23 protein-coding genes and 1 tRNA gene are annotated in these 24419 nt (G+C 55.0%); 10 read left to right on the top strand and 14 right to left on the bottom strand.

What is annotated here, in order from left to right:
* Positions 1–85: 85 nt before the first annotated feature.
* From FHW17_RS15740 to FHW17_RS15710, 7 genes are all read right to left on the bottom strand, one after another.
* Positions 86–622: a GNAT family N-acetyltransferase gene (locus FHW17_RS15740; protein ID WP_112524669.1), complete on the bottom strand. Its 537-nt coding sequence runs from the start codon at positions 620–622 to the stop codon at positions 86–88.
* Positions 622–1476: a 3-mercaptopyruvate sulfurtransferase gene (gene sseA / locus FHW17_RS15735; protein ID WP_182510295.1), complete on the bottom strand. Its 855-nt coding sequence runs from the start codon at positions 1474–1476 to the stop codon at positions 622–624. The genes FHW17_RS15740 and sseA overlap by 1 nt, the downstream gene beginning before the upstream one ends.
* A 2-nt stretch (positions 1477–1478) precedes the next feature.
* Positions 1479–2225: an alanyl-tRNA editing protein gene (locus FHW17_RS15730; RefSeq protein WP_182510294.1), complete on the bottom strand. Its 747-nt coding sequence runs from the start codon at positions 2223–2225 to the stop codon at positions 1479–1481.
* A 5-nt stretch (positions 2226–2230) separates the two neighbouring features.
* On the bottom strand, positions 2231–3259 hold the full coding sequence (locus tag FHW17_RS15725; RefSeq protein ID WP_112524663.1) for a cysteine synthase A: 1029 nt from the start codon (positions 3257–3259) through the stop codon (positions 2231–2233).
* A 190-nt stretch (positions 3260–3449) separates the two neighbouring features.
* Entirely contained in the window at positions 3450–4784 is a 1335-nt protein-coding gene (locus tag FHW17_RS15720) for a DEAD/DEAH box helicase (protein ID WP_112524940.1), read from the bottom strand.
* A gap of 322 nt (positions 4785–5106) precedes the next feature.
* Positions 5107–6303 carry an HPP family protein gene (locus FHW17_RS15715; protein ID WP_112524657.1) on the bottom strand — a complete coding sequence of 399 codons (1197 nt, stop codon included), beginning with the start codon at positions 6301–6303 and terminating at the stop codon, positions 5107–5109.
* A gap of 123 nt (positions 6304–6426) precedes the next feature.
* Positions 6427–7290, bottom strand: a complete 864-nt coding sequence (locus FHW17_RS15710; protein ID WP_182510293.1) for a DMT family transporter — start codon at positions 7288–7290, stop codon at positions 6427–6429.
* Positions 7291–7444: 154 nt separating this feature from the next.
* Here FHW17_RS15710 and FHW17_RS15705 point away from each other — a divergent pair, with 154 nt between their 5' ends.
* Positions 7445–8857 carry a PLP-dependent aminotransferase family protein gene (locus tag FHW17_RS15705; RefSeq protein WP_182510292.1) on the top strand — a complete coding sequence of 471 codons (1413 nt, stop codon included), beginning with the start codon at positions 7445–7447 and terminating at the stop codon, positions 8855–8857.
* Here FHW17_RS15705 and FHW17_RS15700 read toward each other — a convergent pair.
* The 4 genes from FHW17_RS15700 to ade form a co-directional block, all read right to left on the bottom strand.
* Complete coding sequence (locus FHW17_RS15700) at positions 8825–9361, bottom strand: DUF1697 domain-containing protein (protein ID WP_112524651.1); 537 nt, start codon at positions 9359–9361, stop codon at positions 8825–8827. The two genes, FHW17_RS15705 and FHW17_RS15700, sit on opposite strands and share 33 nt — an antisense overlap.
* Positions 9358–9906, bottom strand: a complete 549-nt coding sequence (locus FHW17_RS15695) for a DUF1697 domain-containing protein (RefSeq protein ID WP_182510291.1) — start codon at positions 9904–9906, stop codon at positions 9358–9360. Before FHW17_RS15695 ends, FHW17_RS15700 begins: the two co-directional genes overlap by 4 nt.
* 101 nt (positions 9907–10007) lie before the next feature.
* Positions 10008–11267 carry a threonine ammonia-lyase IlvA gene (gene ilvA, locus FHW17_RS15690; protein ID WP_112524645.1) on the bottom strand — a complete coding sequence of 420 codons (1260 nt, stop codon included), beginning with the start codon at positions 11265–11267 and terminating at the stop codon, positions 10008–10010.
* Complete coding sequence (gene ade / locus FHW17_RS15685; RefSeq protein WP_112524642.1) at positions 11264–13078, bottom strand: adenine deaminase; 1815 nt, start codon at positions 13076–13078, stop codon at positions 11264–11266. Before ade ends, ilvA begins: the two co-directional genes overlap by 4 nt.
* Positions 13079–13323: 245 nt before the next feature.
* Here ade and FHW17_RS15680 point away from each other — a divergent pair, with 245 nt between their 5' ends.
* The 3 genes from FHW17_RS15680 to FHW17_RS15670 all read left to right on the top strand — a co-directional run bounded on the left by FHW17_RS15680 (position 13324) and on the right by FHW17_RS15670 (position 16383).
* Complete coding sequence (locus FHW17_RS15680) at positions 13324–14301, top strand: tripartite tricarboxylate transporter substrate binding protein BugD (RefSeq protein ID WP_112524639.1); 978 nt, start codon at positions 13324–13326, stop codon at positions 14299–14301.
* A gap of 104 nt (positions 14302–14405) precedes the next feature.
* On the top strand, positions 14406–14867 hold the full coding sequence (locus tag FHW17_RS15675) for a tripartite tricarboxylate transporter TctB family protein (protein WP_112524636.1): 462 nt from the start codon (positions 14406–14408) through the stop codon (positions 14865–14867).
* A gap of 10 nt (positions 14868–14877) precedes the next feature.
* A complete protein-coding gene (locus tag FHW17_RS15670) occupies positions 14878–16383 on the top strand; it encodes a tripartite tricarboxylate transporter permease (RefSeq protein WP_112524633.1) in 1506 nt (501 codons plus the stop codon).
* Between the two features lie 18 nt (positions 16384–16401).
* Here FHW17_RS15670 and FHW17_RS15665 read toward each other — a convergent pair whose 3' ends face one another.
* The gene (locus FHW17_RS15665; RefSeq protein WP_246706859.1) at positions 16402–17895 is read right to left on the bottom strand and encodes a glycosyltransferase family 39 protein; all 1494 of its coding nucleotides are present in this window, start codon (positions 17893–17895) and stop codon (positions 16402–16404) included.
* Between the two features lie 732 nt (positions 17896–18627).
* On the opposite strand from FHW17_RS15665, the gene FHW17_RS15660 reads away from it, so the two are divergent.
* Positions 18628–18713, top strand: a tRNA-Leu gene (locus tag FHW17_RS15660).
* Positions 18714–18769: 56 nt separating this feature from the next.
* Here FHW17_RS15660 and wrbA read toward each other — a convergent pair.
* The gene (gene wrbA / locus FHW17_RS15655) at positions 18770–19369 is read right to left on the bottom strand and encodes an NAD(P)H:quinone oxidoreductase type IV (RefSeq protein ID WP_112524618.1); all 600 of its coding nucleotides are present in this window, start codon (positions 19367–19369) and stop codon (positions 18770–18772) included.
* 175 nt (positions 19370–19544) lie between these two features.
* Between wrbA and FHW17_RS15650 the strand changes: the two genes are divergently transcribed.
* The 3 genes from FHW17_RS15650 to gpt all read left to right on the top strand — a co-directional run bounded on the left by FHW17_RS15650 (position 19545) and on the right by gpt (position 21943).
* Positions 19545–20294, top strand: a complete 750-nt coding sequence (locus FHW17_RS15650) for a competence/damage-inducible protein A (protein WP_112524615.1) — start codon at positions 19545–19547, stop codon at positions 20292–20294.
* A 126-nt stretch (positions 20295–20420) separates the two neighbouring features.
* Positions 20421–21263, top strand: coding sequence for a universal stress protein (locus FHW17_RS15645; protein WP_162730222.1), 843 nt, complete (start codon positions 20421–20423; stop codon positions 21261–21263).
* Positions 21264–21445: 182 nt separating this feature from the next.
* Positions 21446–21943 (top strand): xanthine phosphoribosyltransferase, encoded by a 498-nt coding sequence (gene gpt / locus FHW17_RS15640; RefSeq protein ID WP_091877352.1) that lies wholly within the window; start codon positions 21446–21448, stop codon positions 21941–21943.
* Here gpt and FHW17_RS15635 read toward each other — a convergent pair.
* Positions 21940–22983 carry a magnesium and cobalt transport protein CorA gene (locus FHW17_RS15635; protein WP_112524609.1) on the bottom strand — a complete coding sequence of 348 codons (1044 nt, stop codon included), beginning with the start codon at positions 22981–22983 and terminating at the stop codon, positions 21940–21942. The two genes, gpt and FHW17_RS15635, sit on opposite strands and share 4 nt — an antisense overlap.
* A 247-nt stretch (positions 22984–23230) precedes the next feature.
* Here FHW17_RS15635 and FHW17_RS15630 point away from each other — a divergent pair, with 247 nt between their 5' ends.
* Both FHW17_RS15630 and FHW17_RS15625 read left to right on the top strand, forming a co-directional pair.
* Positions 23231–23725, top strand: a complete 495-nt coding sequence (locus FHW17_RS15630; RefSeq protein WP_112524606.1) for an NUDIX hydrolase — start codon at positions 23231–23233, stop codon at positions 23723–23725.
* A 19-nt stretch (positions 23726–23744) separates the two neighbouring features.
* Complete coding sequence (locus tag FHW17_RS15625; protein ID WP_182510290.1) at positions 23745–24344, top strand: tetratricopeptide repeat protein; 600 nt, start codon at positions 23745–23747, stop codon at positions 24342–24344.
* Positions 24345–24419: the final 75 nt, after the last annotated feature.

The following is a 24419-nucleotide window of genomic DNA, read 5'->3' as shown; positions in this document are numbered from 1 at the left end:
CTCACTGCATTGATTGTTGAAGAAGAAATAGCGCAGCAAAAATGAAGCGGGCATGAACGACCCGCTCCGCAACCGAAGATTGTAGTTACAACCAAGCCTCAATTTCCGCGTCGGCAAATCCAACAGGATTGAACCCCATGCGCTGATACATTTGCAGGGCGCGCGGACTGTCGAGCGTATTGGTTTCGATAATCACCTTTTCCGGGCTGCTCATCCACGCGGCGGAAATGGCTTCGTTGAGGAAAAACTTGGCAAGTCCCCGCCCCTGAAACTCCGGCACAAGACCGAAATAAAGGATTTCCGCGACACCCGGTTCCTCATTGAGCACCAGTTCGAAGAAACCAGCAGGCGAGCCATCCACATAGAGCACATGAATGGCAACGCAATCCCGGTGAATGATAGCGGTCAAAGCCTCGTCGCTAAGGTTCCTGTGTACGAACCAATGGTGCGGCTTGCCGACCTGCTCATAGAGAAACCGGTAAAATGGCAGTGAAATATTCGTCGCCGACATGATCGCCAGCTTAAAACTGGCAGGCGTGGCCACGGAATAAACAGGCCGGTTGGTCATCTCAAGCAGCGTTACACGCGTCTTCAAAATCTTTGGCTTGCTTGCCTCGGCCATTATTCTGCTTCGCCCGTAGCAACAGGCGTTTCCTTATGCGCACCCCACTCGCTCCACGATCCATCATAAAGGGTATTGTCCTTATGGCCGAGAGATTCGAGCGCAAGGGTGATTACGGCAGCTGTGATGCCCGAACCACAACTCGTAACGATGGGCTGGGACAGGTCAACACCGGCATCGTCAAACACCTGATGCAGACCCGGCAAATCCTTCAGATAGCCTTTGTCGGCCAATGTCGACGACGGCACATTGCGCGCACCGGGCATATGACCGGAGCGGAGCCCTTCGCGTGGCTCGGGGTCCTTGCCGACAAAGCGTCCTGCGGCCCGCGCATCGGCGACCTGACGCGATCTGCTATCGACGATCTCCCGCATATCGGCAAAGCTTGCCACTTTATCTGCTTGAAACTTTGGCATAAATGCCGATGGGGCAATCTTCGTCACCTCATCGGTCACTGGTCTGCCATCATTCTTCCAGTTATCGAAACCGCCATCCAGTACAAACACATTCTTTGCGCCCATGGTGCGGAACATCCACCAGACACGCGGTGACGTGTTCATGCCGGGGCCGTCATAGACGACAATCGTATCGTCATTTGTGATGCCCATGCTGCTGACCGCCGCGGCAAAGGCCTCGGGCTTTGGCAATGTATGCGGCAAAGACGAATCCGGATCGGACAGTTTTTCGTGATCGAAAAATACAGCGCCCGGAATATGCGCGGCCTTGTATTCACCTTCGGCATCCCGGTTGAGAAAGGGAAAATACCAGGAGGCATCGAGAATGCTCAGACCCGGTTGACCCAGCCGCTCCTGCAACCAGTCGGGCGAAACCACAAACGCGCTCTTGTCTGCCACGGTCATTCTCCTTCCGGCAAGGCACCGAAGCGGATACGCAACCGCCGGTTTTCCTTGCCTTTCTTTTCTATTTTACCGATGTGGATCGCACCAACTTCGCCAGTGGTGGCCGTATGGGTTCCGCCGCAGGGCTGCGAGTCGATGGAAGCATCCTTACCGATACAGACAAGACGAATACGGCCCGTCCCGCTGGGCGGGCGCACATTCTTTGACTTGATAAGACCAGGATTGGCCGCAAGCTCGTCATCCGTGATCCAGCGCGTGAAGATGGGATGGTTGGCATTGACCAGCTCCATCAGCTTTTCGGTTACATCTTCCTTGGTGACACCGGCATCCGGCCAGTCAAAGTCAACGCGGCTGTCATCCTCGGCAACCGAAGCGCCGGTGATTGGAAACGGGCAGACAACACTCAGCAAATGACAGGCCGCATGCATACGCATCAGCTTGTAGCGCCGATCCCAGTCAATGCGCAGGGTCAACTTTTCGCCAATGGCAGGCACCTGTTGATCCGGCGCCGGCACATGGATAATTTCTTCCTTGGTTTCACCCGTCACCGTCGCAGCGATGATAATTGCGCTGCCATCGTCGCGGATAAAAACCCCGGTATCGCCGGGCTGACCGCCTGATGTCGCATAAAAAATCGTCCGGTCGGTGAGAATGCCACCACGCTCATTGATCGCAAGAACCGTGGCTTCCGTCTCTTTCAGATAGGAATCATCACGGAAAAGAATTGTCGTGTCATATGCCATTAAACTCAGCCTTCGAACGGAACAGATATATTTACTTTCGCTTCCATCCAGCGGGGAACTGGCAGGTCTTTGGAGCGCAGGAATTCCGGATTGAACATTTTTGACTGGTAGCGGTTACCATAGTCGCAGAGGATGGTGACGATGGTGTGGCCAGGACCAAGATCGCGTGCCAGACGGATCGCACCGGCAATATTAATGCCAGAAGAACCGCCAAGACAAAGCCCCTCTTCTGTCACCAGATCAAACACCACATCCAATGCTTCCGCATCCGATATCTGATAGGAAAAGTCAGGGGTAAAGCCTTCCAGATTTGCCGTCACCCGGCCCTGCCCGATACCTTCAGTGATCGAACTGCCCTCAGACTTGAATTCGCCTGATGTATAATAGGAATAAAGCGCGGCACCAAGCGGATCAGCAAGGCCGATCTTAATATCCTTATTGCGCGCTTTGAGCCCGGCAGCGGTTCCTGCAAGGGTTCCGCCGGAACCCACGGCACAGATAAAACCATCCACCTTGCCATTGGTATCGCGCCAAATCTCCGGCGCTGTGGTTTCCACATGGGCCAACCGGTTGGCCACATTGTCGAATTGATTGGCCCAGATGGCGCCATTCGGCTCAGTTTTTGCCATCTGCTCGGCCAAACGGCCGGAAACTTTCACATAATTGTCGGGGTTCTTGTATGGAACCGCCGGAACCTCGACCAGTTCCGCACCGAGCAGGCGCAGCGCGTCTTTCTTTTCCTGACTTTGCGTCTCGGGAATAACGATGACCGTGCGATAGCCCAATGTCTTGGCCACCATCGTCAAGCCAATACCGGTATTTCCAGCAGTGCCCTCAACGATGACACCGCCCGGGCGTAGCAGGCCGCGATTCTCAGCATCGCGGATAATATAGAGCGCTGCCCGGTCCTTGACCGACTGTCCGGGGTTCAGAAATTCGGCCTTCCCGTAAATATCGCACTCGGTCAAAGCCGATGCCTTGCTCAGGCGGATTAGCGGCGTGTTTCCGATGGCGTCGATCACTGAATTCAACATGGGCCAAGTCCTCATTCTGCTTGGCTTGAACCTATTTGCCCCTCGCGCGCCGTTCAAGCGCCGAATGGCAGAAAGTCATGAAAATGCAGGTCTTTATTTCTTGGCGGGAAAGCGGGATGCCAAGCACGCACCAACAAAAAGGCCGCCGATACGATGTATCGACGGCCTGATTGGTTATCTCTAAAGCAGCTTAGGCTGCCTTGGCGCCAAAGCTCTTGCGCTTGGCACGGCGAAACGGACGCTTCTGCGCCGGAGCGCCGCCATCATTGCTCCAGACCTTTTCGCCGCGCGGCTCGCGTGGCTTGCCCGGTGCCTGACCGCGATGCGGCTTTTTGCCCGGTGCGCCATTGCCACCTTCGCGGCGTGCTGGACGCTGGTCATTGCTGGCAACGCGCGCAGGAAGCGTCGACAGATCGATGGGCGAATCGGCCAGCGGCAGACGCATGCGCGTGACGCGCTCGACGGCCTTGAACTTGGATGCTTCTTCGGCTGGATCATAAAGCGTGATCGCATTGCCCGATGCACCGTTACGGCCTGTACGGCCAATACGGTGTACATAGCTTTCCGGCTCGTCCGGCAGGTCGAAATTGATCACGTGGCTGATACCGACGACGTCAATGCCGCGAGCGGCAATGTCTGTGGCAACGAGAACACGAACCGAACCATCCTTGAAACCGTTCAGCGCGCGCTGGCGGGCATTCTGTGATTTGTTGCCGTGAATGGCCGCCACATCATAGCCGTCCTTTTCCAGAACGCGGGTTACTGCATCAGCACCGTGCTTGGTACGGGTAAAGACGATAACCGAAGACAGTGTTGCATCTTTCAGCATGGCCGAAAGAACCTGCTTCTTCTGCTTGGTCGGGATCATGTGTACGACCTGCTTGATTTCAGCAGCTGTGGTGCCCTGCGGTGCTACTTCCACGCGAACAGGATTGCGCAGCAGGCTTTCAGCCAGCGTTGCGACTTCCTTTGGCATGGTTGCGGAGAACAGCGCGGTCTGGCGATCGCGATGTGTGCCCTTGGCGATGCGCTTCACATCATTGATGAAACCCATGTCGAGCATACGGTCGGCTTCATCGAGAACGAGCCAGCGTGTTTCCGACAGGTCAATGCGGTTGTCACGCACGAGATCGGTCAAACGGCCCGGAGTCGCAATCAGAACGTCAACGCCGCCCTGCATTTTGTTGATCTGCGCCACGCGGGATACGCCGCCAAGCACGAGAGCAGTCGAAATATGCGCGCCCTTGGAAAGCTTGCGAACAGTTTCTTCGATCTGGACGGCCAGTTCGCGGGTGGGGGCGAGGATAAGAGCACGGGCAGTCTTGCCCTTGCGCTTGTCACCGATGGTCAGGATTTTCTGCAGGATCGGCAGGCTGAAAGCCGCCGTCTTGCCAGAGCCTGTCTGGGCAATGCCGAGAATGTCCTGACCGGCGAGCTGTGCCGGAATGGCCTGTTCCTGGATTGGCTTGGGAGTAGCCATTCCAGCTGCCTCGACTGCTTTGAGCAGGATGGCATTCAGACCCATGGCGGCAAAGCCAGTTTTTTCAATATTTTCCAATTCAATCTTCTTTCATTGGCCAAGCGTGATGGGAGATCACGGGCCATAAACACATCACAGGGCGCAACCTGCATGTAACTTATTCGGGATGAACGACGAGACGCGGGGAACCAAAGATTCCATGCGACTTGCGCAGCCGTGCCTGAGACAGTGTGCCAACAGGACTTAGACGCCACGAAGTCCGCAATCGGAAGACCGGAGTGTCCGGTCCAAGCGCCTGAGCCGCATATGGGCTTTCTTTGGCAAAAAAGCAAACGATTTTATTGTGCGTCGCAAAATGGCAGTCTGATTATCCAGCCAAAGTCAGCGGTTCGTCCGACTGTCCGGCGCTCAGATTGCTGTTATAGAGCGCGGCAATTACATCGGATTGCGTGACTATGCCGACAAGCTTCTCGTTTTCGTCAGCAACGGGCAGATGATGCAGCCCCCTATCCGCCATCGCTGGCACCAACTCCGTCACCAATGTCTCTGGCCGGACAAAGTGAACCTCTGAGGTCATGATGTCAGCCACCGTGCGTTGCGCCCGGCGATCCAGCTTGACGGCCCGGCGCAGGCGGCGCGCCAGACCTATGCGCAAATCACCGTCGCGGTCCCAATTGGCATTCTCCATAAAATCGGTCTGCGTCACAATGCCGATGATATTGCGATGGGCGTTGACCACCGGGAGCGCCTTGATGCGATGCTTGATCAGCAGCGCCCAGGCGAGATGCAGGGGCGTGTCGGCTTTGACAGTGGCAAGATCGGTGGACATGATCTGCCCGCAGCGCACTTCACCAAAGCGGCGCCGGTAAGCCTGCATCTCGGTCTTGTGCAGGATGGCATCAAGATCATCAGGGCTGATATTGAGCACTTCATCATATTGCCGAAGCACCGTATCGAGATCAGCTGGTGTAAAGCCCAGTCGACGTGTTGGCAAAGGATCGGCCGTCTTGTGTACATTGACGGCTGGTGCCGGAACGATATGCGGATAACGACGGCCTGTCAGATTGTTATAGACCAGTGCTGCAATCAGCAGCAGCAGGGAATTGAGCCCCACCGGCCACAGCACAAACCCATAGCCAAGATTATGAACGACAGGACCGCCGAGAACTGCGGTCAGGGCAACCGCGCCGCTTGGCGGATGCAAGGAGCGGGTAGCAATCATTGCGAGAATTGCCAGCGAAACACCAACTGCCGAAGCGATAACCAGATCGGGAATCCAGATGGCGCAGGTAACACCGATCAGCGCTGCAACTGTATTGCCAACGATGATTGACCATGGTTGCGCCAACGGGCTGGAAGGCACGGCAAACAGAAGCACCGCCGAAGCGCCCATAGGCGCGATCAGCAGCGGCACTGCGGTGGTTGAACCAAGTGCTGTCTCGCTGACAACGCCGGTGATAAAGACCCCCAGCAATGCACCGAAACAGGCGCGCAGCCGTTCCATCCCGCTGACCGGAGCCAATGCAGGCAAGAACCGCTGCAACGCGACTATCCATGATTTCATGATGCATTCCTGAAGCTGCGCATTACATGCGCATACCTTTTGCTGCATCCACTGGCAAAGAATGAATTACTCAAGATTGAGAATAATTTGGAAAAGCAATCCAAGATTGCATTCAGAACCCGCCTATCTGGCAAATCGCTTTGCGCCCGCCACACACAGGATGACAGCCATCGTCACAAGGATCATCGACCAGCCAACGGTCTCGTGCAGCACTGTTGCAGCAAGAACCAGCCCGAAGAACGGCTGCAGCAACTGCAACTGCCCTACCGCTGCGATGCCGCCCTGTGCAAGACCGCGATACCAGAAGATGAAACCAATCAGCATGGAAAACAGCGAGACATAGGCCAGTCCCAGCCATGCACCCTGCCCGATCGAGCCCCAGTCATGCGGCATGGTGTAAAGCGTCAACAGCAGCATTAACGGCAAAGACAGAACCAGCGCCCATGAGATAACCTGCCAGCCACCGAGCCTGCGGGAAAGTTGAGCGCCTTCCGCATAGCCGAGGCCGCAGACAATGACTGCCGCAAACATCAGAAGATCACCGGTCAACGAGGCCGTAACGCCCTGAAACAGCGCAAAGCTTACGACGAACAGGCTGCCAAGGCAGGAGAATATCCAGAAAACCGGACGCGGACGCTCGCCGCCCCGCAGCACACCAAAAATAGCCGTCGCCAATGGCAACAGGCCGATGAACACAATGGAATGGGCAGATGTGACGTGGCGAAGTGCCAGCGCCGTCAACAGCGGAAAGCCGACGACAACGCCGAGCGCCACCACAAACAATGACATGAGGTCCGCCTTTGCCGGGCGCTTCTCACGAAACGCCAGCAACATAGTCAGTCCGAGCAGCGCGGCAATAGTGGCACGGGCGACGGTCAGGAAAACCGGATCAAAATCAGCCACTGCCACCCGTGTGGCCGGAAGAGAACCACTGAAAATCAGCATCCCTACAAATCCGTTGATCCAGCCACTCGTCATCTTGTCCATTATCGCACCTCATTTTCCATGCAGCATTTTCGCCCAGACAGAATCGTTCCGTCGGGCAGGAACTGCTCGGGAGATATCGACGGATAGTCATGGATTTTCCAGAGACGGTACAGTACAATATACCCAAACTGTAATGGGATAATGAGCAGTACAGATGGATATTTCTCCACAGGACGGTACCCTTGTCGAACAGGTGATGCAGGCTATTCGCCAGCGGATTGCCGGACGAACACTGGGCCCCGGCGCGCGTCTGCCATCAATCCGCAGCTTTGCCCTCACCATGCAGGTATCGAAATCGACCATTGTCGAAGCCTATGACCGGCTTGCGGCTGATGGCACTATCCAGTCGCGCCGTGGCTCCGGCTTTTACGTTGCCGGCCATATGCCGCCATTATCGCTGTCGGAAATCGGACCACGGCTTGATCATGCCATTGACCCGCTCTGGGTTTCGCACCTGTCGCTTGACGCGGATGAGGATATGCCCAAACCCGGATGCGGCTGGCTGCCACCGTCCTGGATGCCGGAGGCTGGTGTACGCCGTGCGCTGCGGACACTCGCCCGTGCCGAAGATGCACTCCTCACCGATTATTCAACGCCGCTGGGATTGAAGCCACTGCGCCAATTGCTGTCCCGGCGTATGGCTGAACACGGTATCGAAGCGGCACCCAATCAGATCATCATCACAGAATCCGGCACACAGGCCATTGATCTGCTTTGTCGCTTTCTGGTCGAACCCGATGACACAGTCATTGTCGACGACCCCTGTTACTTCAATTTCCATGCGCTGTTGCGCGCGCACCGGGTCAAGGTCATCGGTGTACCCTATACGCCCAATGGACCGGATCTGGACCGCTTTGCCGAGGCTTTGGTGGAACATCGCCCTCGCCTCTACATCACCAACTCGGCCCTCCACAATCCAACAGGCGCTGTACTCTCGCCGGTTATCGCCCATCGCCTGCTCAAACTGGCAGAACAACATGACCTCACCATCATCGAGGATGATATTTTCGCCGATTTCGAGCATGAACCTGCTCCACGCCTTGCAGCTTTTGATGGGCTGGAGCGCGTCATTCATATGGGCAGCTTTTCTAAATCACTGTCCGCTTCAGTACGGTGCGGTTTTATTGCCACGCGGCGGGAGTGGATTAATGGTCTCGTTGATCTTCGCATAGCCACCTCTTTTGGCGGCGGGCGGCTATCATCTGAACTGGTTCTGCTCATGCTGAAAGACGGCACCTATCGCAAGCATATGGACCAGTTGCGGGCACGTCTCGCTCAGAACATGGCTGAAACCGGCACTAAACTGAAGGCGCTCGGCCTGCTGCCATGGATCGAGCCACGCGGCGGCATGTTTCTATGGTGCAAGCTGCCCGATGGCGTCGATGCAGCAAGCGTAGCCCAAGCGGGACTTAAAGAGAGAATAGTCTTCGCTCCCGGCAATGTGTTCAGCCTCACCCAATCAGCGCATAGCTACATGCGCTTCAATGTGGCCCAGTGTGCCGATCCGCGTATTTTCACGGTGCTGGAATCCGCTTTAAACAGCCGCGAGCATGTTCTGGAGCGTTAGCACAGTGCGCCAGTTGCGCGCCGTCAACGGCACTTTCAACACTTTGTCGAGTGCTTCGGCCATTTTCGAGGTGCCGAATCCGTCAGGCGTGTAGAGATACAGCACGCGGTTGCGAACCGTGAACTCTTCCGTATCACCAGCCTTGCTTGCAAGCTCCACCAAAGCCGCATCGGTCGGGTCATCGTCCATGATCACCGCATGCAGGTTTTTCGGATTATCCAGCGCCTGCGGATAGGCGTTCTTGTTGATCATGCAGTTCCATTCATCCTCGCTGCGGATGGTCACGCGCGACGAAAATCCAAAGGTTCGTGGAAAAATCTCAGTGATGGTTTCGGCAACCCGACGCGCAGTCTGGTCCGATGTCAAAATCACGTTGCCACTTTGAACATAAGTCCTGACATCGCCAAATCCAGCGACAGCCAGAATTGTCCGCAACGTCTCCATCTTGACGATCTTGTTGCCGCCCACATTGATGCCTCTGAACAGAACAATATATTTGGTCATGGTGCCCCCTTGTCGATTTGCTCCGCCAATTGCGCCAGTTTCAACACGGTGTTCCAATTGCGTGCCGTTGCTGCGACTTTGAGCGTTGTCTCGATCTTGCTGAAGAGTTTGGATTCCGATGCGCCCTGCGGCGGATAGTAATAAAGCACATTGCCGTCGACCACGAATTTCTCCGGCCCTGCATTCTTCCTCTCAAGTGCTTCTATTGCCGCGCTGTCAGGCTCTTTTTCCAGAACATAAGCGTGAAGTTTATTGCCTTCTGCGCCGGGAAATGGATTACCGGCAATCAGCTTCTTCCAATTGGCACGGCTCACAATCATGATAGATTTGGAAAAAGCAAACTTTTCCAAGGTGATATCAGCAATTCTTTGAACGATTTGTCTTGGTGTTCGGTCAGATACGAGAACGACATTGCCGGTATTGATATAAGTGGCGACCTTTTCGAAGCCGTCCTCCAGCAAGGCAGTCTTCAACGGCTGCACCGGCAGCGATGTTGCACCGCCGACGCCGCGAAACAGAATGATATAGGTCGTTCTACGCCCCATGCCACCTCAGACCTGACGCCGGGATTTTCCCCTCGCATCCGTCAATCCATTACCCCTGTAGCAATCTTACAGGCGATTCAACCAACTGCAATCGCAAGAAATTAGATAATCAGCCCAGCGATTGTTTCGTTGTCGGTGATATCCTGATAGGCCCAACCCGCTTCATCAAAGCGCTGGAACAGGGCATCAAAGTTCGCCTTTTGCTTGGTTTCGATGCCGATCAGAACCGAGCCGAAATTGCGTGCCGATTTCTTGAGATATTCAAACCGCGCCACATCATCCTCAGGTCCGAGAAGATCCAGAAACGAGCGCAATGCACCCGGACGTTGCGGGAAGCGGAAAATGAAATACTTCTTCAGCCCCTCATAGCGCAGCGAGCGTTCTTTCAGTTCCGGCAGGCGTTCGAAATCGAAATTGCTGCCTGAAATGACGAGAATAATGTGCTTGCCCTTCAGCTCGCTCTTCTTGAAATCCTTGAGCGCATCAATGGCAAGAGCACCGGCAGGCTCCACCACGATACCTTCAATGTTCAACATCTCGATGATGGTTGAACTCAGCCGGTTTTCCGGAATCAACATCACAGAATCAGCTGTGAACTCTTTGAGAAGCTTGAAGTTTTCCCGGCCGATTTCGGCAACAGCAGCGCCATCGACAAAATTATCGACCGTATCAAGCTTGACCCGTTTCCCGGCTTCAAGGCTGCGTTTGAGGCTCGGTGCTCCCGCAGGTTCAACGAAACGGAAGCGCGTCTCCCAGCCAAGATCGCCAAGATAACGGGTAACACCCGCCGAAAGCCCGCCGCCGCCTACGGGCAGGATGATCAGGTCCGGTTTGCGCTTGTCAGGAAGCTGCGCCGCAATCTCATGGGCGACGGTCGCCTGCCCGGTGATGATATCCGCATGGTCAAAGGGCGGCACCATGACCGCGCCCTTTTCCGCAGCGAAATCTTGTGCGGCGGCATAACACTGATCGAAAATATCGCCGACAAGACGGATTTCGATGAACTCGCCGCCAAAAGTCCGCGTCTTGTCGATCTTTTGCTGCGGTGTTGTAACAGGCATGAAAACCACGCCATGCTTGCCGAAATGCCTGCAAATAAAGGCAAAGCCCTGTGCATGATTGCCTGCGGAAGCACAAACGAAAGTTGAATCCTCGGATTTATGCTCGTTCAGATAATGGGCAATGAAATTAAACGCGCCACGGATCTTGTAGGAACGAACCGGCGATAGGTCCTCGCGTTTCAGCCAAATCTGCGCGCCGTACTTCTGCGAGAGATAATGATTGAGTTGCAGCGGTGTTTCCGGGAACAGCGCGCGCATTTTCCCTGTCGCGCGGTCCACAGCCTTGATGAATGCAGTCATAGGAACAGGTCAACCTTCTCGAATGTTCTGACATCGATAATGCCGACATCGGAAATACGCAATTCAGGAATGACCACAAGTGCCAGCAGCGAATGCTGCATATAAGCGTTGTTGAGACTGCATCCCATGGCCCGCATGGCATTGACAAGCTTATCGGCCTTGGCGGCAACAACTTCCGCCCGCTGATCGGACATGAGACCGGCAATTGGCATTTCCACCAGCGCCAGTTCCCGCCCTTTTGAGAACAGCACCACACCGCCGCCGACTTCACCCAGACGATTGGCGGCTTTGGCCATGTCATCCTTGTTGGTGCCGACAACGATCATATGGTGGCTATCATGGGCGACAGTCGACGCCATGGCACAGTCAAGCGTGTAACCAAAGCCTGAGACAAACCCATTGACCACGCCACCAGTGCCACGATGCCGCTCCACCAGCGCGATCTGGCAGACATCGTTGCGCCGATCCATCTGCACGATGCCATCGGAAACCGGTAGCTCTGCCTCAAGCGCCTTGGTCGGTGCCTGATTTTCAATAACGCCGATCACCCGTGCCGTAACGTGTTTGGAGGGTCTCGGCGCCTTGATATCGAAATCCTTGGCATTGAGCTTCTTGCCAAGTTTGATCGTGTTCTTGGCAAAAGCCGGATAGTTATAAACGGGAATCTCCGCTGCAAGCTTGCCCTTTTCCGCCAGAAGCACCCCGCGACCATAGACCCGGTCGATGGTGAGGTTGGCAAGGTCCGACACAATCAGAAAATCAGCAAGACGACCGGGCGTGATCGAGCCGATCTCGCGCTCCATGCGAAAATGCTGAGCGGTATTGAGCGTTGCCATCTGGATCGCTGTGACAGGCTTCAGGCCTTGCGCAATTGCATGGCGGACCACCCGGTCCATATGGCCATCATTAACAAGCGTGCCGGAGTGGCTGTCATCGGTACACAGGATAAAATTGCGCGGATCAATGCCCTGCTCCGTCACCGCCTTGATCTGACTGGCCACATCATACCACGCCGAGCCCAGACGCAGCATGGCGCGCATGCCCTGACGCACCCGGGCAATCGCATCCTCCATGCGCGTGCCTTCATGGTCATCCTCCGGACCACCTGCCACATAGCCATGGAAAGCGCGTCCGAGTTCCGGTGAAGCAAAATGTCCGCCAACAGTCTTGCCCGCCTTAACCGTCGCATCGATACCACCACGCATGGTTGGATCATTATTGGCGACACCGGGGAAATTCATCACCTCGCCCAGCCCGACAATATTAGGCCAGGTCATTGCCTCAGCGACATCATCAGGGCTGATGGCAGCACCCGCATTCTCAAGACCGGGAGCCGAAGGCACACAACTTGGCATCTGCACATGCACATTAATGGGCATGGCGAGCGCTTCATCATGCATCAGACGGACGCCTTCCAAACCGAGCACATTGGCGATTTCATGCGGATCAATGAACATCGAGGTTGTGCCATGTGGAATGACGGCGCGCGTAAATTCGGTGACGGTCACCATGCCACTTTCGACATGCATATGGGCATCGCAAAGACCCGGCACGAGGTAACGCCCGCCCGCATCGATAACCTTGGTCTTCGGCCCGATGCAATGTTCCGCACCATGGCCGACAAAGGCAAATCGTCCCGCAACAACGGCAATATCGATACCTGCGATGATTTCACCCGAATAAACACTGACAAGACGGCCGTTGCGCACGACAAGATCGGCATGGCTGCGGCCCATGGCGACATCCACCAGCAAGGGGGCTGATTCTGTCCATGCTTGCGGTTTGTTACCGGTTGGCGCTTGTCTGCTCATCTCATCACCTCATTCACTGCTTCGACAATGCATATACCAATAAAGACGCTTTCGCGGCGCATTCATCAAAAAAAATCGCAATACCAATGAATTACTTGACATGGGCGCTCTGGTTAAGTCCGATAGGATCAAGTGCAAGGCGCCGCAACGAGACTGCCAATATCCTCGGAGGAACAATGGATATGGCAGCCATCACGGCAAAACCCATTGTACTGATATAAACGCATTGCTCGGGGAGGAATTTAATGCGCGGACTCTCAATCTCATTTGCGGCCACGGCTGCCATCGCCCTGCTTTCGACCGGCGCTTATGCGGCTGGTTATCCGGAACGCAATATCACGATGGTTGTACCGTTCTCGGCTGGCGGACCAACTGACACGGTGACGCGTCTTGTGGCCGAATCCATGTCAAAAGACCTCGGTCAGCAGATCATCGTTGAAAATGTCGGCGGTGCCGGTGGCACGCTTGGTGCATCGCAAGTCGCCAAGGCGGATGCTGACGGTTACACGCTTCTGTTGCATCACATCGGCATGGCTACCAGCGCGACGCTCTATCGCAAACTGCCCTACGACACCCTCAATGCCTTTGAATATGTCGGGCTTGTTACGGATGTTCCCATGACCGTTGTCGCCAAGAAGGATTTTGAGGCAAAAGATCTCAAAGGTCTGGTTGATTACGTGAAAGCCAATGCTGACAAGGTCAGTCTCGCCAATGCCGGTATTGGCGCGGCATCGCATCTGTGCGGCATGCTGTTCATGAGCGAAATCAAGACGCCGCTGGTAACAGTTCCCTATAAGGGCACGGGTCCTGCCATGACGGACCTTCTGGGCGGACAGGTCGACCTGATGTGCGACCAGACAACAAACACGACCAAGCAGATCAAGGGCGGCACCATCAAAGCCTATGCCGTGACATCGGCAAAGCGCCTTGCCGCTCTGCCTGATGTCCCAACCGTGGCCGAGGCAGGCCTGCCCGGCCTTGAAGTCGGTATCTGGCATGGCATTTACGCGCCGAAGGGTACACCGAAAGATGTCACGGAGAAGCTGTCGGCGTCGCTTCAAAAGGCGCTGAAGGACCCGAACATTATCGCCCGCTTTGCCGAGCTTGGTACTGTGCCCGTCAGCGATGCGGAAGCAACACCTGCCGGTCTCAAGAGCAAGCTAGAAAGCGAAGTCACACGCTGGAAGCCTGTGATCGAAGCAGCCGGACAGTACGCCGATTAAACAAGCGGCCTTGCCGTTTTTTACCAAATCATCTCCCCTCAAACCGGGGGAGATGAACTGGGGTATCGGTCACAAAAAGCCAAAAAAGGCACTGTGGGGGTTCTATGAAATCGTTGAGTTTCAGTTCACGCGATCTGATTTGCGGGCTTCTGTTCATTGCAGCGGGCCTTGTTTTCGCCATTCAGGCTTACGGCCTCGAACTCGGCACGGCATTCCGCATGGGTCCGGGCTATTTTCCGCTTGTCCTTGCTTGCATTTTGATCGTGCTGGGTGTCATCGTTATCATTCAGGGAACACAGCTCGAACATGAGCCGATGGGCCCAATCGCCTGGCGCGGCATTCTTTTCATCCTGCCTGCACCGGTTATTTTTGGTTTAACGGTACGTGGGCTCGGCTTTGTGCCCGCGCTGTTCATAACCGGCCTCTGGGCCGCTTTTGCCAGCGTCAAGATGAAACCGGGTCTGGCACTCATTCTGGTGGGGGGACTGACGTTATTTTCCGTGATCGTTTTCAGCTACGCGCTCGGACTGCCCTTCAGGCGGTTCGGTCCATGGCTCGGACTGTGAGGGGCTGCACATGGATCTTTTGAACAATCTCGTCCTCGGTTTCGTGACCGCCGCCTCGCCGTGGAACCTGTTCTTCTGCTTTATCGGCGTCATCCTTGGCACACTGATTGGCGTGCTGCCCGGTATCGGCGCAACGGCCACAATCGCCATGCTGTTGCCGATAACCTTTCAGCTTGAGCCGGTTTCGTCCCTGATCATGCTCGCTGGCATCTATTACGGCGCGCAATATGGCGGATCGACCACCGCAATCCTCATCAATATGCCGGGGGAGTCGTCTTCTGCAGTTACTGCTATCGATGGCTACCAGATGGCGCGAAAAGGCCGGGCCGGTGCGGCTCTCGCCATTGCAGCCATTGGCTCATTTTTTGCCGGAACGGTCTCGACCTTTCTCGTTGCGGTCTTCGCGCCGCCACTGACCATTATTGCCTTGAAGTTCGGATCAGCTGAATATTTTTCACTGATGATTGTCGGCCTTGTCTCCTCCATCGCCCTCGCCCATGGCTCCGTGGTCAAGGCGCTCGGGATGGTGGTTCTTGGCCTGCTGCTGGGGCTCGTCGGCACCGATATCTATACGGGAACGCCACGTTTCAATCTCGGCATTCTTGAACTATCCGATGGGCTCAACTTTGTCGCGGTTGCTGTGGGTGTATTCGGCATTGCCGAAATCCTGCGCAATCTCGAAAACGAGTATGACCGTGAGGTTATGATCAAGAAAGTCACCAATCTCTGGCCAACGCGGCAAGACTGGAAGGAAATGACAGCGCCGATCCTGCGCGGGACGGCCATAGGCTCAGCCCTTGGCATCCTGCCCGGCGGCGGCGCGATCCTCGCTTCCTTCGCCTCCTATACGGTTGAAAAGCGCATGTCGAAAACCCCGGAGGAATTCGGCAAGGGTGCCATTGCGGGTGTTGCCGGTCCGGAATCCGCCAACAATGCCGGTGCGCAGACATCATTTATCCCAATGCTGACGCTTGGCATCCCCGCCAACCCCGTCATGGCACTGATGATCGGTGCAATGATCATTCAGGGCATTGTCCCCGGCCCCAATGTGGCGACGGAGCAGCCTGCCCTGTTCTGGGGCATCATCGCTTCCATGTGGATCGGCAATCTGATGCTCATCCTGCTCAACCTGCCGCTGATCGGCCTGTGGGTGAAGCTGCTGACGATCCCCTATTACATGCTGTTCCCGGCGATCATCGCCTTTTGCGCGATTGGCGTTTACAGCGTCAACTCAAACGTGTTCGACCTGTTTGCCGTCGCCTTCTTCGGCCTGATTGGCTACGTTCTCGCCAAGCTGCGCTGTGAACCGGCACCTTTGCTGCTGGGCTTTGTGCTCGGGCCGCTTCTGGAAGAACATCTGCGCCGGGCCATGATCATGTCACGCGGCGATCCATCAACCTTTGTCACCCGCCCGATCAGCCTGTCGCTATTGCTGCTTGCAGCTGCAGTGCTAGTGGTTGTGCTGCTTCCGAGCATTCGCAAAAAACGCGACGAGGTGTTTGTCGAGGAAGTATGAGAGTATTGTTCCGGCGCCTTAGCGCGCCGGAACGATCACGTAGCTCACAACTTTGGTCTGATCAGGATAGTATTTATAGCTCAGCGTCACCTGTTTGATGTCGGTGGGCGGATTGGTAATGCCAGCGCTTTGCATGAGCCCCTGCACCACCGGGTTCATGCCTTCGCCAAACCAGACAAACAGCGCTGGAAACTGAATACGCGCGGCAGCATTGGGCATTTCCCAATGCACAGGACTGACAGTTCCATCAAACAGGCGCAAATTGCCCGGCAGTTGCGGTCCATCCGAAACAACCGTCCGGTAATTCCCGTCGGCGCGCGTTGCAGCAAAGAGTTTTGCATAGTCCAACTGCCCGATGGAAGGCACACCGCCATCACGGGCATGAAGGATATTAAAGGCCAGAACCGGAATGACCGCCAGACCGCAGAGAGCGCCGACGATCGCGAAACGTTTGAGCGGCAGGTCTGAAGCAATATAGCGCCCAAGCAAAAGCGCCAGATAGAGCGGCGACAGGAACAGCACCGGTTGCAGCCAGCGATCCTTGACCTCGGCGGCACCGCTGATCAGCACGCCAATGAAAACGCAGACCAGCGCAAACATGATGATGCGGCCGACAAAGGTCTCACCATCGGTCCAGCCCGCCTTCGGCGTGACCTGTTGCGCGCGGCTGCGCCACCATGCAATCGCAAAAAACACCAGAGCGACACCGGAGAAAAGAATGCCGTTGAGGAAGAGTTTCCATTCGCCATGCAGGCGGCTGATCAAAAACTGGCTTTGGTTGAACTCGAATTTGCGTGTTCGTGCCAATAGACTATCCATGTGGGACAGCGCCCAAAGTCCTGTCGGCGTTATAGCCCCCCAAAAAACCACGAGGGTCAGGATGGATTTGGGCGACAGAAGAACAGCGCGGTAGGCAGGAATGGAAAATCCGGCCAGAATCAGGCCAATGAGGAAGAAGCCTGCGTTAAATTTTCCGAGAAGACCCGCAGCAATCCCCAGCCCCAGCAGCGCAGCGGAGAGCCACGAGCGGGATTTCATATGCCATGCGAAAGCCAGAAACGCCCATGCGCAACCAGTGGTGGCGCCGACGGAATGCGTAAGCGTCCGCTGTGATTCCCAGGCGATCTGCGGCAGCAGAAACACACCAACCATGCCAGCAGCAGCAACCGCCTTTGACAGGCCAAGCAGCCTCGCACCAGCATAAACGCTGATAAACAGGCTCGCCAGCATACCGAACTTCACCAGAAATACGGTGAACATGCTGATGCCGAGAACATCCCCGGCCACACTGTTGATCCAGGTATAGAGCGGCGGTTGCGATCCGCCATATCCCCATTGCAAGGCGCCAACATAGGCGAGTTGCTCGGCATCATCGACGCCAGCACCATTGGAAATACTTGTCAGGAAAAATACCTGAAAGGCGAAATACAGGAGAACGAACAGAAGACCGGGATTTTCCGATGCAAATCGTTTGATGGCGTTCATAGGCATTTGAACCGGAATAGCTGGCATTGTTTCTATCTTTGATTGCGCCGCTTCTATTCCAAGTGGCTACAGAAATCTACCTATCCATGCATCAACGTGCGCTGCGGAAGCCTGTCTTTGCATGAAAGCTAATCAACCTGACACAAGGATATTTCAAAAGGGGACAGCGGCGTCCCTTTTCAAGCCAACGCAAGTGACTAATGTCCATAACTGTAGTTGCAATGTTCAGGGAGAAAGATTGAGCATAACGTCTACGATCATTGCGGTCGAAAGCCTGTGGGTGGCGAAACGACAGAGCGCTGAGTTTAAAGTGCGCTTAATAAGCATGATTGCGGATGGCATCTGAACAGCAAATCTCACAAGAATATTCAAGCCTCACCAAAACAAGAACAATTCCTGGGGTGGGGTGAAGGGGCGGGATCGGTCAGTATCCCGCCCTTTCCTTTTGCGCTTTACTCTAAAGAACATAGCGCTGAAAATTAATCCAAGATTTCAACTAAATTTTTGAGCACGCGATCCGTCTCTGTAGTGCCGGTTGCTTCCGGCTTCGGAGCTTGGTCATAGAACCATGGGCGTGGCAACGTGACCAAGCTCCGATTCAGCCTTTCCCATGTCTCGCGTGATCATTGTGCTCGGCTGAATATAGCTCCAAAGACCCGCCCTGCACCGCGAAACACTCCAACATGCCAAGCAAAAAGCCGTTTTCACAGCAAACAGCCAGTTGACGGAATCGTCCGAACCGTTGAAAAGCATAAGCGCGCGGACGTGGCGAAACTGGTAGACGCAAGGGACTTAAAATCCCTCGGCCATAGGTCATGCGGGTTCGACCCCCGCCGTCCGCACCAGATATGCAAAAACCCGGCAAGTGATTGCCGGGTTTTGCTTTTCTCAAGCGAATGAATCAGCCATGCAGCTTGATAGTGATCTCTGCAACGCGCTTGCCCTGAAATTTTGCGCCTTCCAGTTCCTGCGCTGAAGGCTGGCGCGAACCATCGCCGTCTGCCGTCGTGGTCATGCCGTAGGGCGCACCGCCGCGCACGACATCATTGCCCATCTGTGCCTGATAGGCGTAGGAGAGCGGCACGATAATCATGCCGTGATGCTGCATCTGCCACTGGGTGGAAACCAGCGCCAGTTCCTGACCGCCATGCTGGGTGGCAGAAGATGCCATCACCGAGCCGACCTTGTTGATCAATGCGCCTTTGGCCCACAGACCACCCGTCTGGTCAAAAAAGTTCTTCATCTGCGCCGACATCGAGCCGAAGCGCGAGGATACGCCGACAATGATGGCATCATAGGTTTCAAGCTCGTCCACCGTGGCAATTTCAGCCTTCTGATCGAGCTTATAATGATAAGCCTGAGCCACTTCGAGCGGAACGAGTTCCGGAACGCGCCTGACTGTGACTTCAGCGCCAGCTTCGCGCGCGCCTTCTGCAGCGGCGTAAGCCATCTGCTCCATATGTCCCCAACTCGAATAATAAAGCACCAACAGCTTGGCCATGATTGTCTCCATCGTTGAAACCGGTTCGACGGACAAATGCCGCCATGGCTCTTTAACGTAAGCATTTCGCTGTTCATTAAAACAAACATTGTCACGACAAACTGTTCACCATTTGAAATGGCTTGCGGCGGCTGTTTGTGCCCATTACGTTCGCGGCGGCGATAGGAGAATCCAGATGACGAATGATGTTGTAAGCGCTGCCATGCTCGCCATTGGCGACGAATTGCTCTCAGGTCGAACCAAGGACAAGAATATCGGTCATCTCGCCGATATTCTGACGGCAGTTGGCATCGATCTGAAAGAAGTGCGGATTGTTCCGGATGAGGAAGACCGGATCGTTGACGCCTTGAATGCGCTGCGCCCAAACTATGATTACGTCTTTACCTCAGGCGGCATCGGCCCGACCCATGACGACATCACGGCTGACGCCATTTCAAAAGCCTTTGGTGTACCGTGCGAGCACGATGCCAAGGCCATGAAGCTGATGGGCGATGCCTATGCGGCACGCGGCATGGAATTCACCGAAAGCCGCCAGCGCATGGCGCGCATGCCGCGCGGTTCTATTCATATCGACAATCCTGTCTCGACGGCTCCGGGTTTCAACATTGGCAATGTCTATGTGATGGCCGGTGTTCCCTCGATTTTTCAGGCGATGCTCGACAATGTGATTCCGACGCTAAAGGTCGGCAAACAGCTGCTTTCCCGCTCGGTCAATTGCCCCTTCGGCGAGGGCACGATTGCCATACCTTTGCGCGATATTCAGGCCGCATTTCCGGAAACAATCATTGGCTCCTATCCAAAATACGAGAATAACAAATTCTCTACAGAACTCGTCATTCGGGCCCGCGATGAGGAAAAACTCGCTGCCGCTGAACAGGCCGTAAAAGCCATGGTCGAAAACCTTTCAGCAGCAAAGCAAATTTGAGGAACTGAAGGCCATTAGCAAACGTTTTACTTCGCACCTGCGATAAAATCACACGCACGGGACTTGTGTTCCGGGCGTATAATGATCTGAATAGGAAGATCGACGTATCAACCGATGGAGGCCAACATGGCATTTCGCACGATCATCGCTTTTATCCGCAGCGAACGCGAGGCAGGAAGAGTTATGGGTGCGGCCAAGCTGATAGCCTCATCAAGCGAACGAACACATATTATCGGCCTTTATACGATCCCCTCACCCATCGTTTATGCGGACCCCACCGGCTTTGCCGATACGACACTGTTTGAGGCGCATGAACAGCGCCATAAGGAAAACTCCGAGGCGATTGCTGCGCTGTTCAACAAGGAAATGGGCAAAGGCACAATCTCCCATGAATTTCGTATTGTCCGTTCCGAAAGCAGCAGCCCATCCGCCGGTGTGACACAGAGTGCGCTTCGCGCTGACATCATTATCGCGGGTCAACCGGACCCGGATGATCCCGATAGCGTCAATGATGTGACCGATCCGCTCGTGATGGAGAGTGGTCGTCCCGTTCTGTTTGTTCCTTATAAGACGGAGCTGCCGACGAAGATCAACCGTGTCCTTGTGGCTTTCAATGGCAAACGCGAGGCTTCCCGTGCAGCATTCGATTCCCTACCCTTCCTGATCAAGGCTGAACGAACAGATGTTGTCTGGATCGATCCCAAAAAGACCACCGATCCCAATATGGATATTCCGGGAACACCACTTTCCGATGCGCTGCGCCGTCATGGTGTGAACGTCAATCCCTTCACGATTGAATCCAATGGTGAGGCCGCCGACAAGATTCTCCGCCGCAAGATTGCTGACGATAAAGTCGATCTGGTCGTTATGGGCGCCTACAGCCAATCGCGTCTCAAGGAATGGGTTTTTGGAGGAGTGACAAGCTCTTTCATATCCGACATGCCCTGTCTGACGCTGATGTCGCGCTGATCAATTCAGGCCATAGAGCCGCAAATCACACCTTTCTGTGCTTCAGGGGTTGGCAGGCTGCGCAAGCGGCTTGCCATGAACAGGCTTTTCCAGCTATTGCGAAACGCATTCTCTCGCGGATTGGAGTTTCTGTATGAAACTTTGGCCTCCGCTTGTTTCGTGATTACTTGATGGAGTGCGCCATGTCTCTTCCCGATAAAGCTTTTCCGGTTTCCTGGGACCAGTTCCATCGGGACGCCCGTGCCCTCGCCTGGCGCGTTGCAGGCATGCAGCGCGAATGGCGCGCCATGGTTGCCATCACGCGTGGCGGCCTCGTTCCCGCAGCCATCATCTGCCGTGAATTGGGCATCCGCATGATCGAGACTGTCTGTATCGCCTCCTACCATGACTATGAGGAACAGGGCGAGTTGAAGGTCCTGAAAGATGTTGATCCGCGCCTTCTGGAAAATGGCGGCGAAGGCATTCTTGTTATCGATGACCTGACCGATACGGGCAAGACAGCCGCGGTGGTGCGCGCCATGATGCCAAAGGCACACTTTGCCACTGTCTATGCCAAGCCAAAGGGTCGCCCGCTCATTGATACGTTCGTGACCGAAGTTTCACAGGATACGTGGATTTATTTCCCTTGGGATATGGGCCTGACCTATCAGGAGCCTATTACCAAGGGCCACCGTGGCTAAAGCCAGCCGTTCTTGCGGAACCGCCAGTAAAGCACCACGCATAGCACCAGAATGAGCCCCATGACTTCGTAATAGCCCATGGGGTTATCAAGCTCGGGCATGTAACGGAAGTTCATGCCATAAATGCCGGCAATCGCCGTGGGCACCGCCAATATGGCCGCCCACGATGCCAGCCGCTTGGCAATGGCGGTTTCCTGACTCTGCCCAACCAGCAGACTTGCTTCGAAAGCAAAGGCGAGGACTTCACGCAAGCCATCGATCTTTTCCTGAACGGTGCGTACATGATCGGTGACATCGCGAAAAAGCGGCTGCATTCCGGTCTGGATTTGCGGCAGATCCGTGTTGCTCAGCCTGCCGCACACATCCACCAGCGGTCCGATGGCATTGCGCAACCGCAGAAGATCGCGGCGCAGCATATAAAGCCGCTCAATATCGGCATTGGTCATAGGCTTGGTAAGAACCCGGTCCTCGATCGATTCCACCTCGTCGTGAATGGCTTCCAGCACCGGCATGTAATTATCGACGATGAAATCGAGAATGGCATAGAGAATAAAGTCTTCGCCCTTTGACAGCGCATAGGGCGAAGTCTCCCAGTGTTTGCGCACCGCCGTGTAGGATGTTGAGGCACCATGGCGGACACTGACAATATAGCCTTTGCCGAGAAAGACGTGGGTTTCGCCGAATGCCACTCGGCCCTCAATCAGCTGAGCAGTACGGGCCACAACAAAGATCGCATCGCCATATTGCTCCAGTTTTGGACGTTGATGTGCGTGTTCTGCATCCTCGATGGCAAGACTGTGCAGGTTGAACTGTTTCTGGACCCTGTGCAGGAGTTCACCATCAGGCTCCAGAAGCCCGATCCAGACGACGTGCCCCTCCTTGCGCGCCCAGTCCCCCGCATCATCGATAGCGATATCGGCAACCCGCTGGCCATTGGCGTAGACGCATGAGGCGACAACGCTCGCGCCTTCATCATGAAGCTTGGCAGCATCAGAAAACGACGAAGCTCCATCATCTTCAGCAGTCCGCGAAAATACCATTGCACCTCCCCAGCGTGTCGTTGGGAGACAGATTACGCCCACTGGCCGTCCCTTGCCAATCTTATCCTTTGGCCCGGCGAGTTCCCCGCTATTTCCAGCCCTTTTTCACCACTGGCCATTCGCTGTGATTTTTTTGCACTGCTGTTCAAAAAATCGACACAAGTCGCATATAAGCTAGGAACAGTACTCATTGAGTGATTGCTGTTTCAAAGAATCGGTTCACAATCACTGAAACAAAACGCAAAATATGGACGGAGCATTGAACTTTAATTACGCCAACGAGATTGTGATGGAAAAACGGATTGAAATGCCCGACGGCAGAATCCGCCAGGTCGCTGCACTCGTTTACCGGGTCAAAAAACACCAGACAGAGATTCTTCTGATCACCAGTCGTGGCACTGGACGATGGGTGTTGCCTAAGGGCTGGCCGCAGGTTGGCAAAACCTTTGCTCATTCCGCACGCGCCGAAGCTTATGAAGAGGCCGGCGCGCGCGGCGATATAGCGCCGTTTTCCATCGGCGCCTACCGCTATGAAAAACACGATATGTCCGAGGGCGAATGCGGCGACTTCATCGTCGATGTTTTCCCCATGCATTATTCCCACCAGGAGAAGAACTGGCCGGAACGCGGCGAACGCCGCCTCGAATGGGTAAGTGTTGAAGAATGTGTCAGCCGGGTTGAAGAACCGGAACTAAAGGCCCTCATTGCGAGTTTTGATCCGGCGCTCATCACCAAGCGCTGATTTATTCAGGACACGCGATATGCTCCGCTTTGGTCTTTCACTCGCTCTCATGACGATGATCTCCAGCCCTGCACTGGCCCTCGACAACGCCCAGCTGGAGAAAACTGAAAAATCCTGCATCGAAGAATCGGCATCTTCATCACCGGAAGAGCGAATCAGCAACTGTACGATCTGGGTCGACAACGCACCGGATCGTCTGCGCGCCAAGGCTTTTTATGACAGAGGCAATGCCTATCTCGATGCCCAGAAACTCGATCTGGCAGTTGCCGATTATACCCAAGCCATCAGCCTGAAGCCGGACTTCAAGGACGCCTATTACAGTCGCGGCTATGCCAGACATGATCTGGGTGACTATGATCATGCCATTGAGGACTATGATGCGGCGCTCAAGCTCGTGCCTGATGATGTCGATAGCCTGTATGGCAAAGCCTATGCCTATCAAAAGAAAGGCGATCTTAATGCGGCGATTGCCGGTTACACGGCGGTCATTCGACTGAAGCCGGATTACCCGACTGTGTATTACAACAGAGCTATCGCCTATAACGCCAAGGGCGATACGGAAAATGCAACGCGCGATGCGCTTGAATATGAACGGCAGAAGGCCAAGAACCCACAATAGATAGTGTTGGGCACCTTTTGGGTTGCCGTTTCCTCTCTTCAGCCGGCTGTTGAAAAACAGCAAAAGTTCTCCCCG

Source organism: Phyllobacterium sp. P30BS-XVII, from assembly GCF_014138335.1.
Classification (GTDB): domain Bacteria; phylum Pseudomonadota; class Alphaproteobacteria; order Rhizobiales; family Rhizobiaceae; genus Phyllobacterium; species Phyllobacterium meliloti.
Note: the sequence above shows the minus strand (reverse complement) of the source record. Positions and strands in the feature narration are given on the sequence as shown.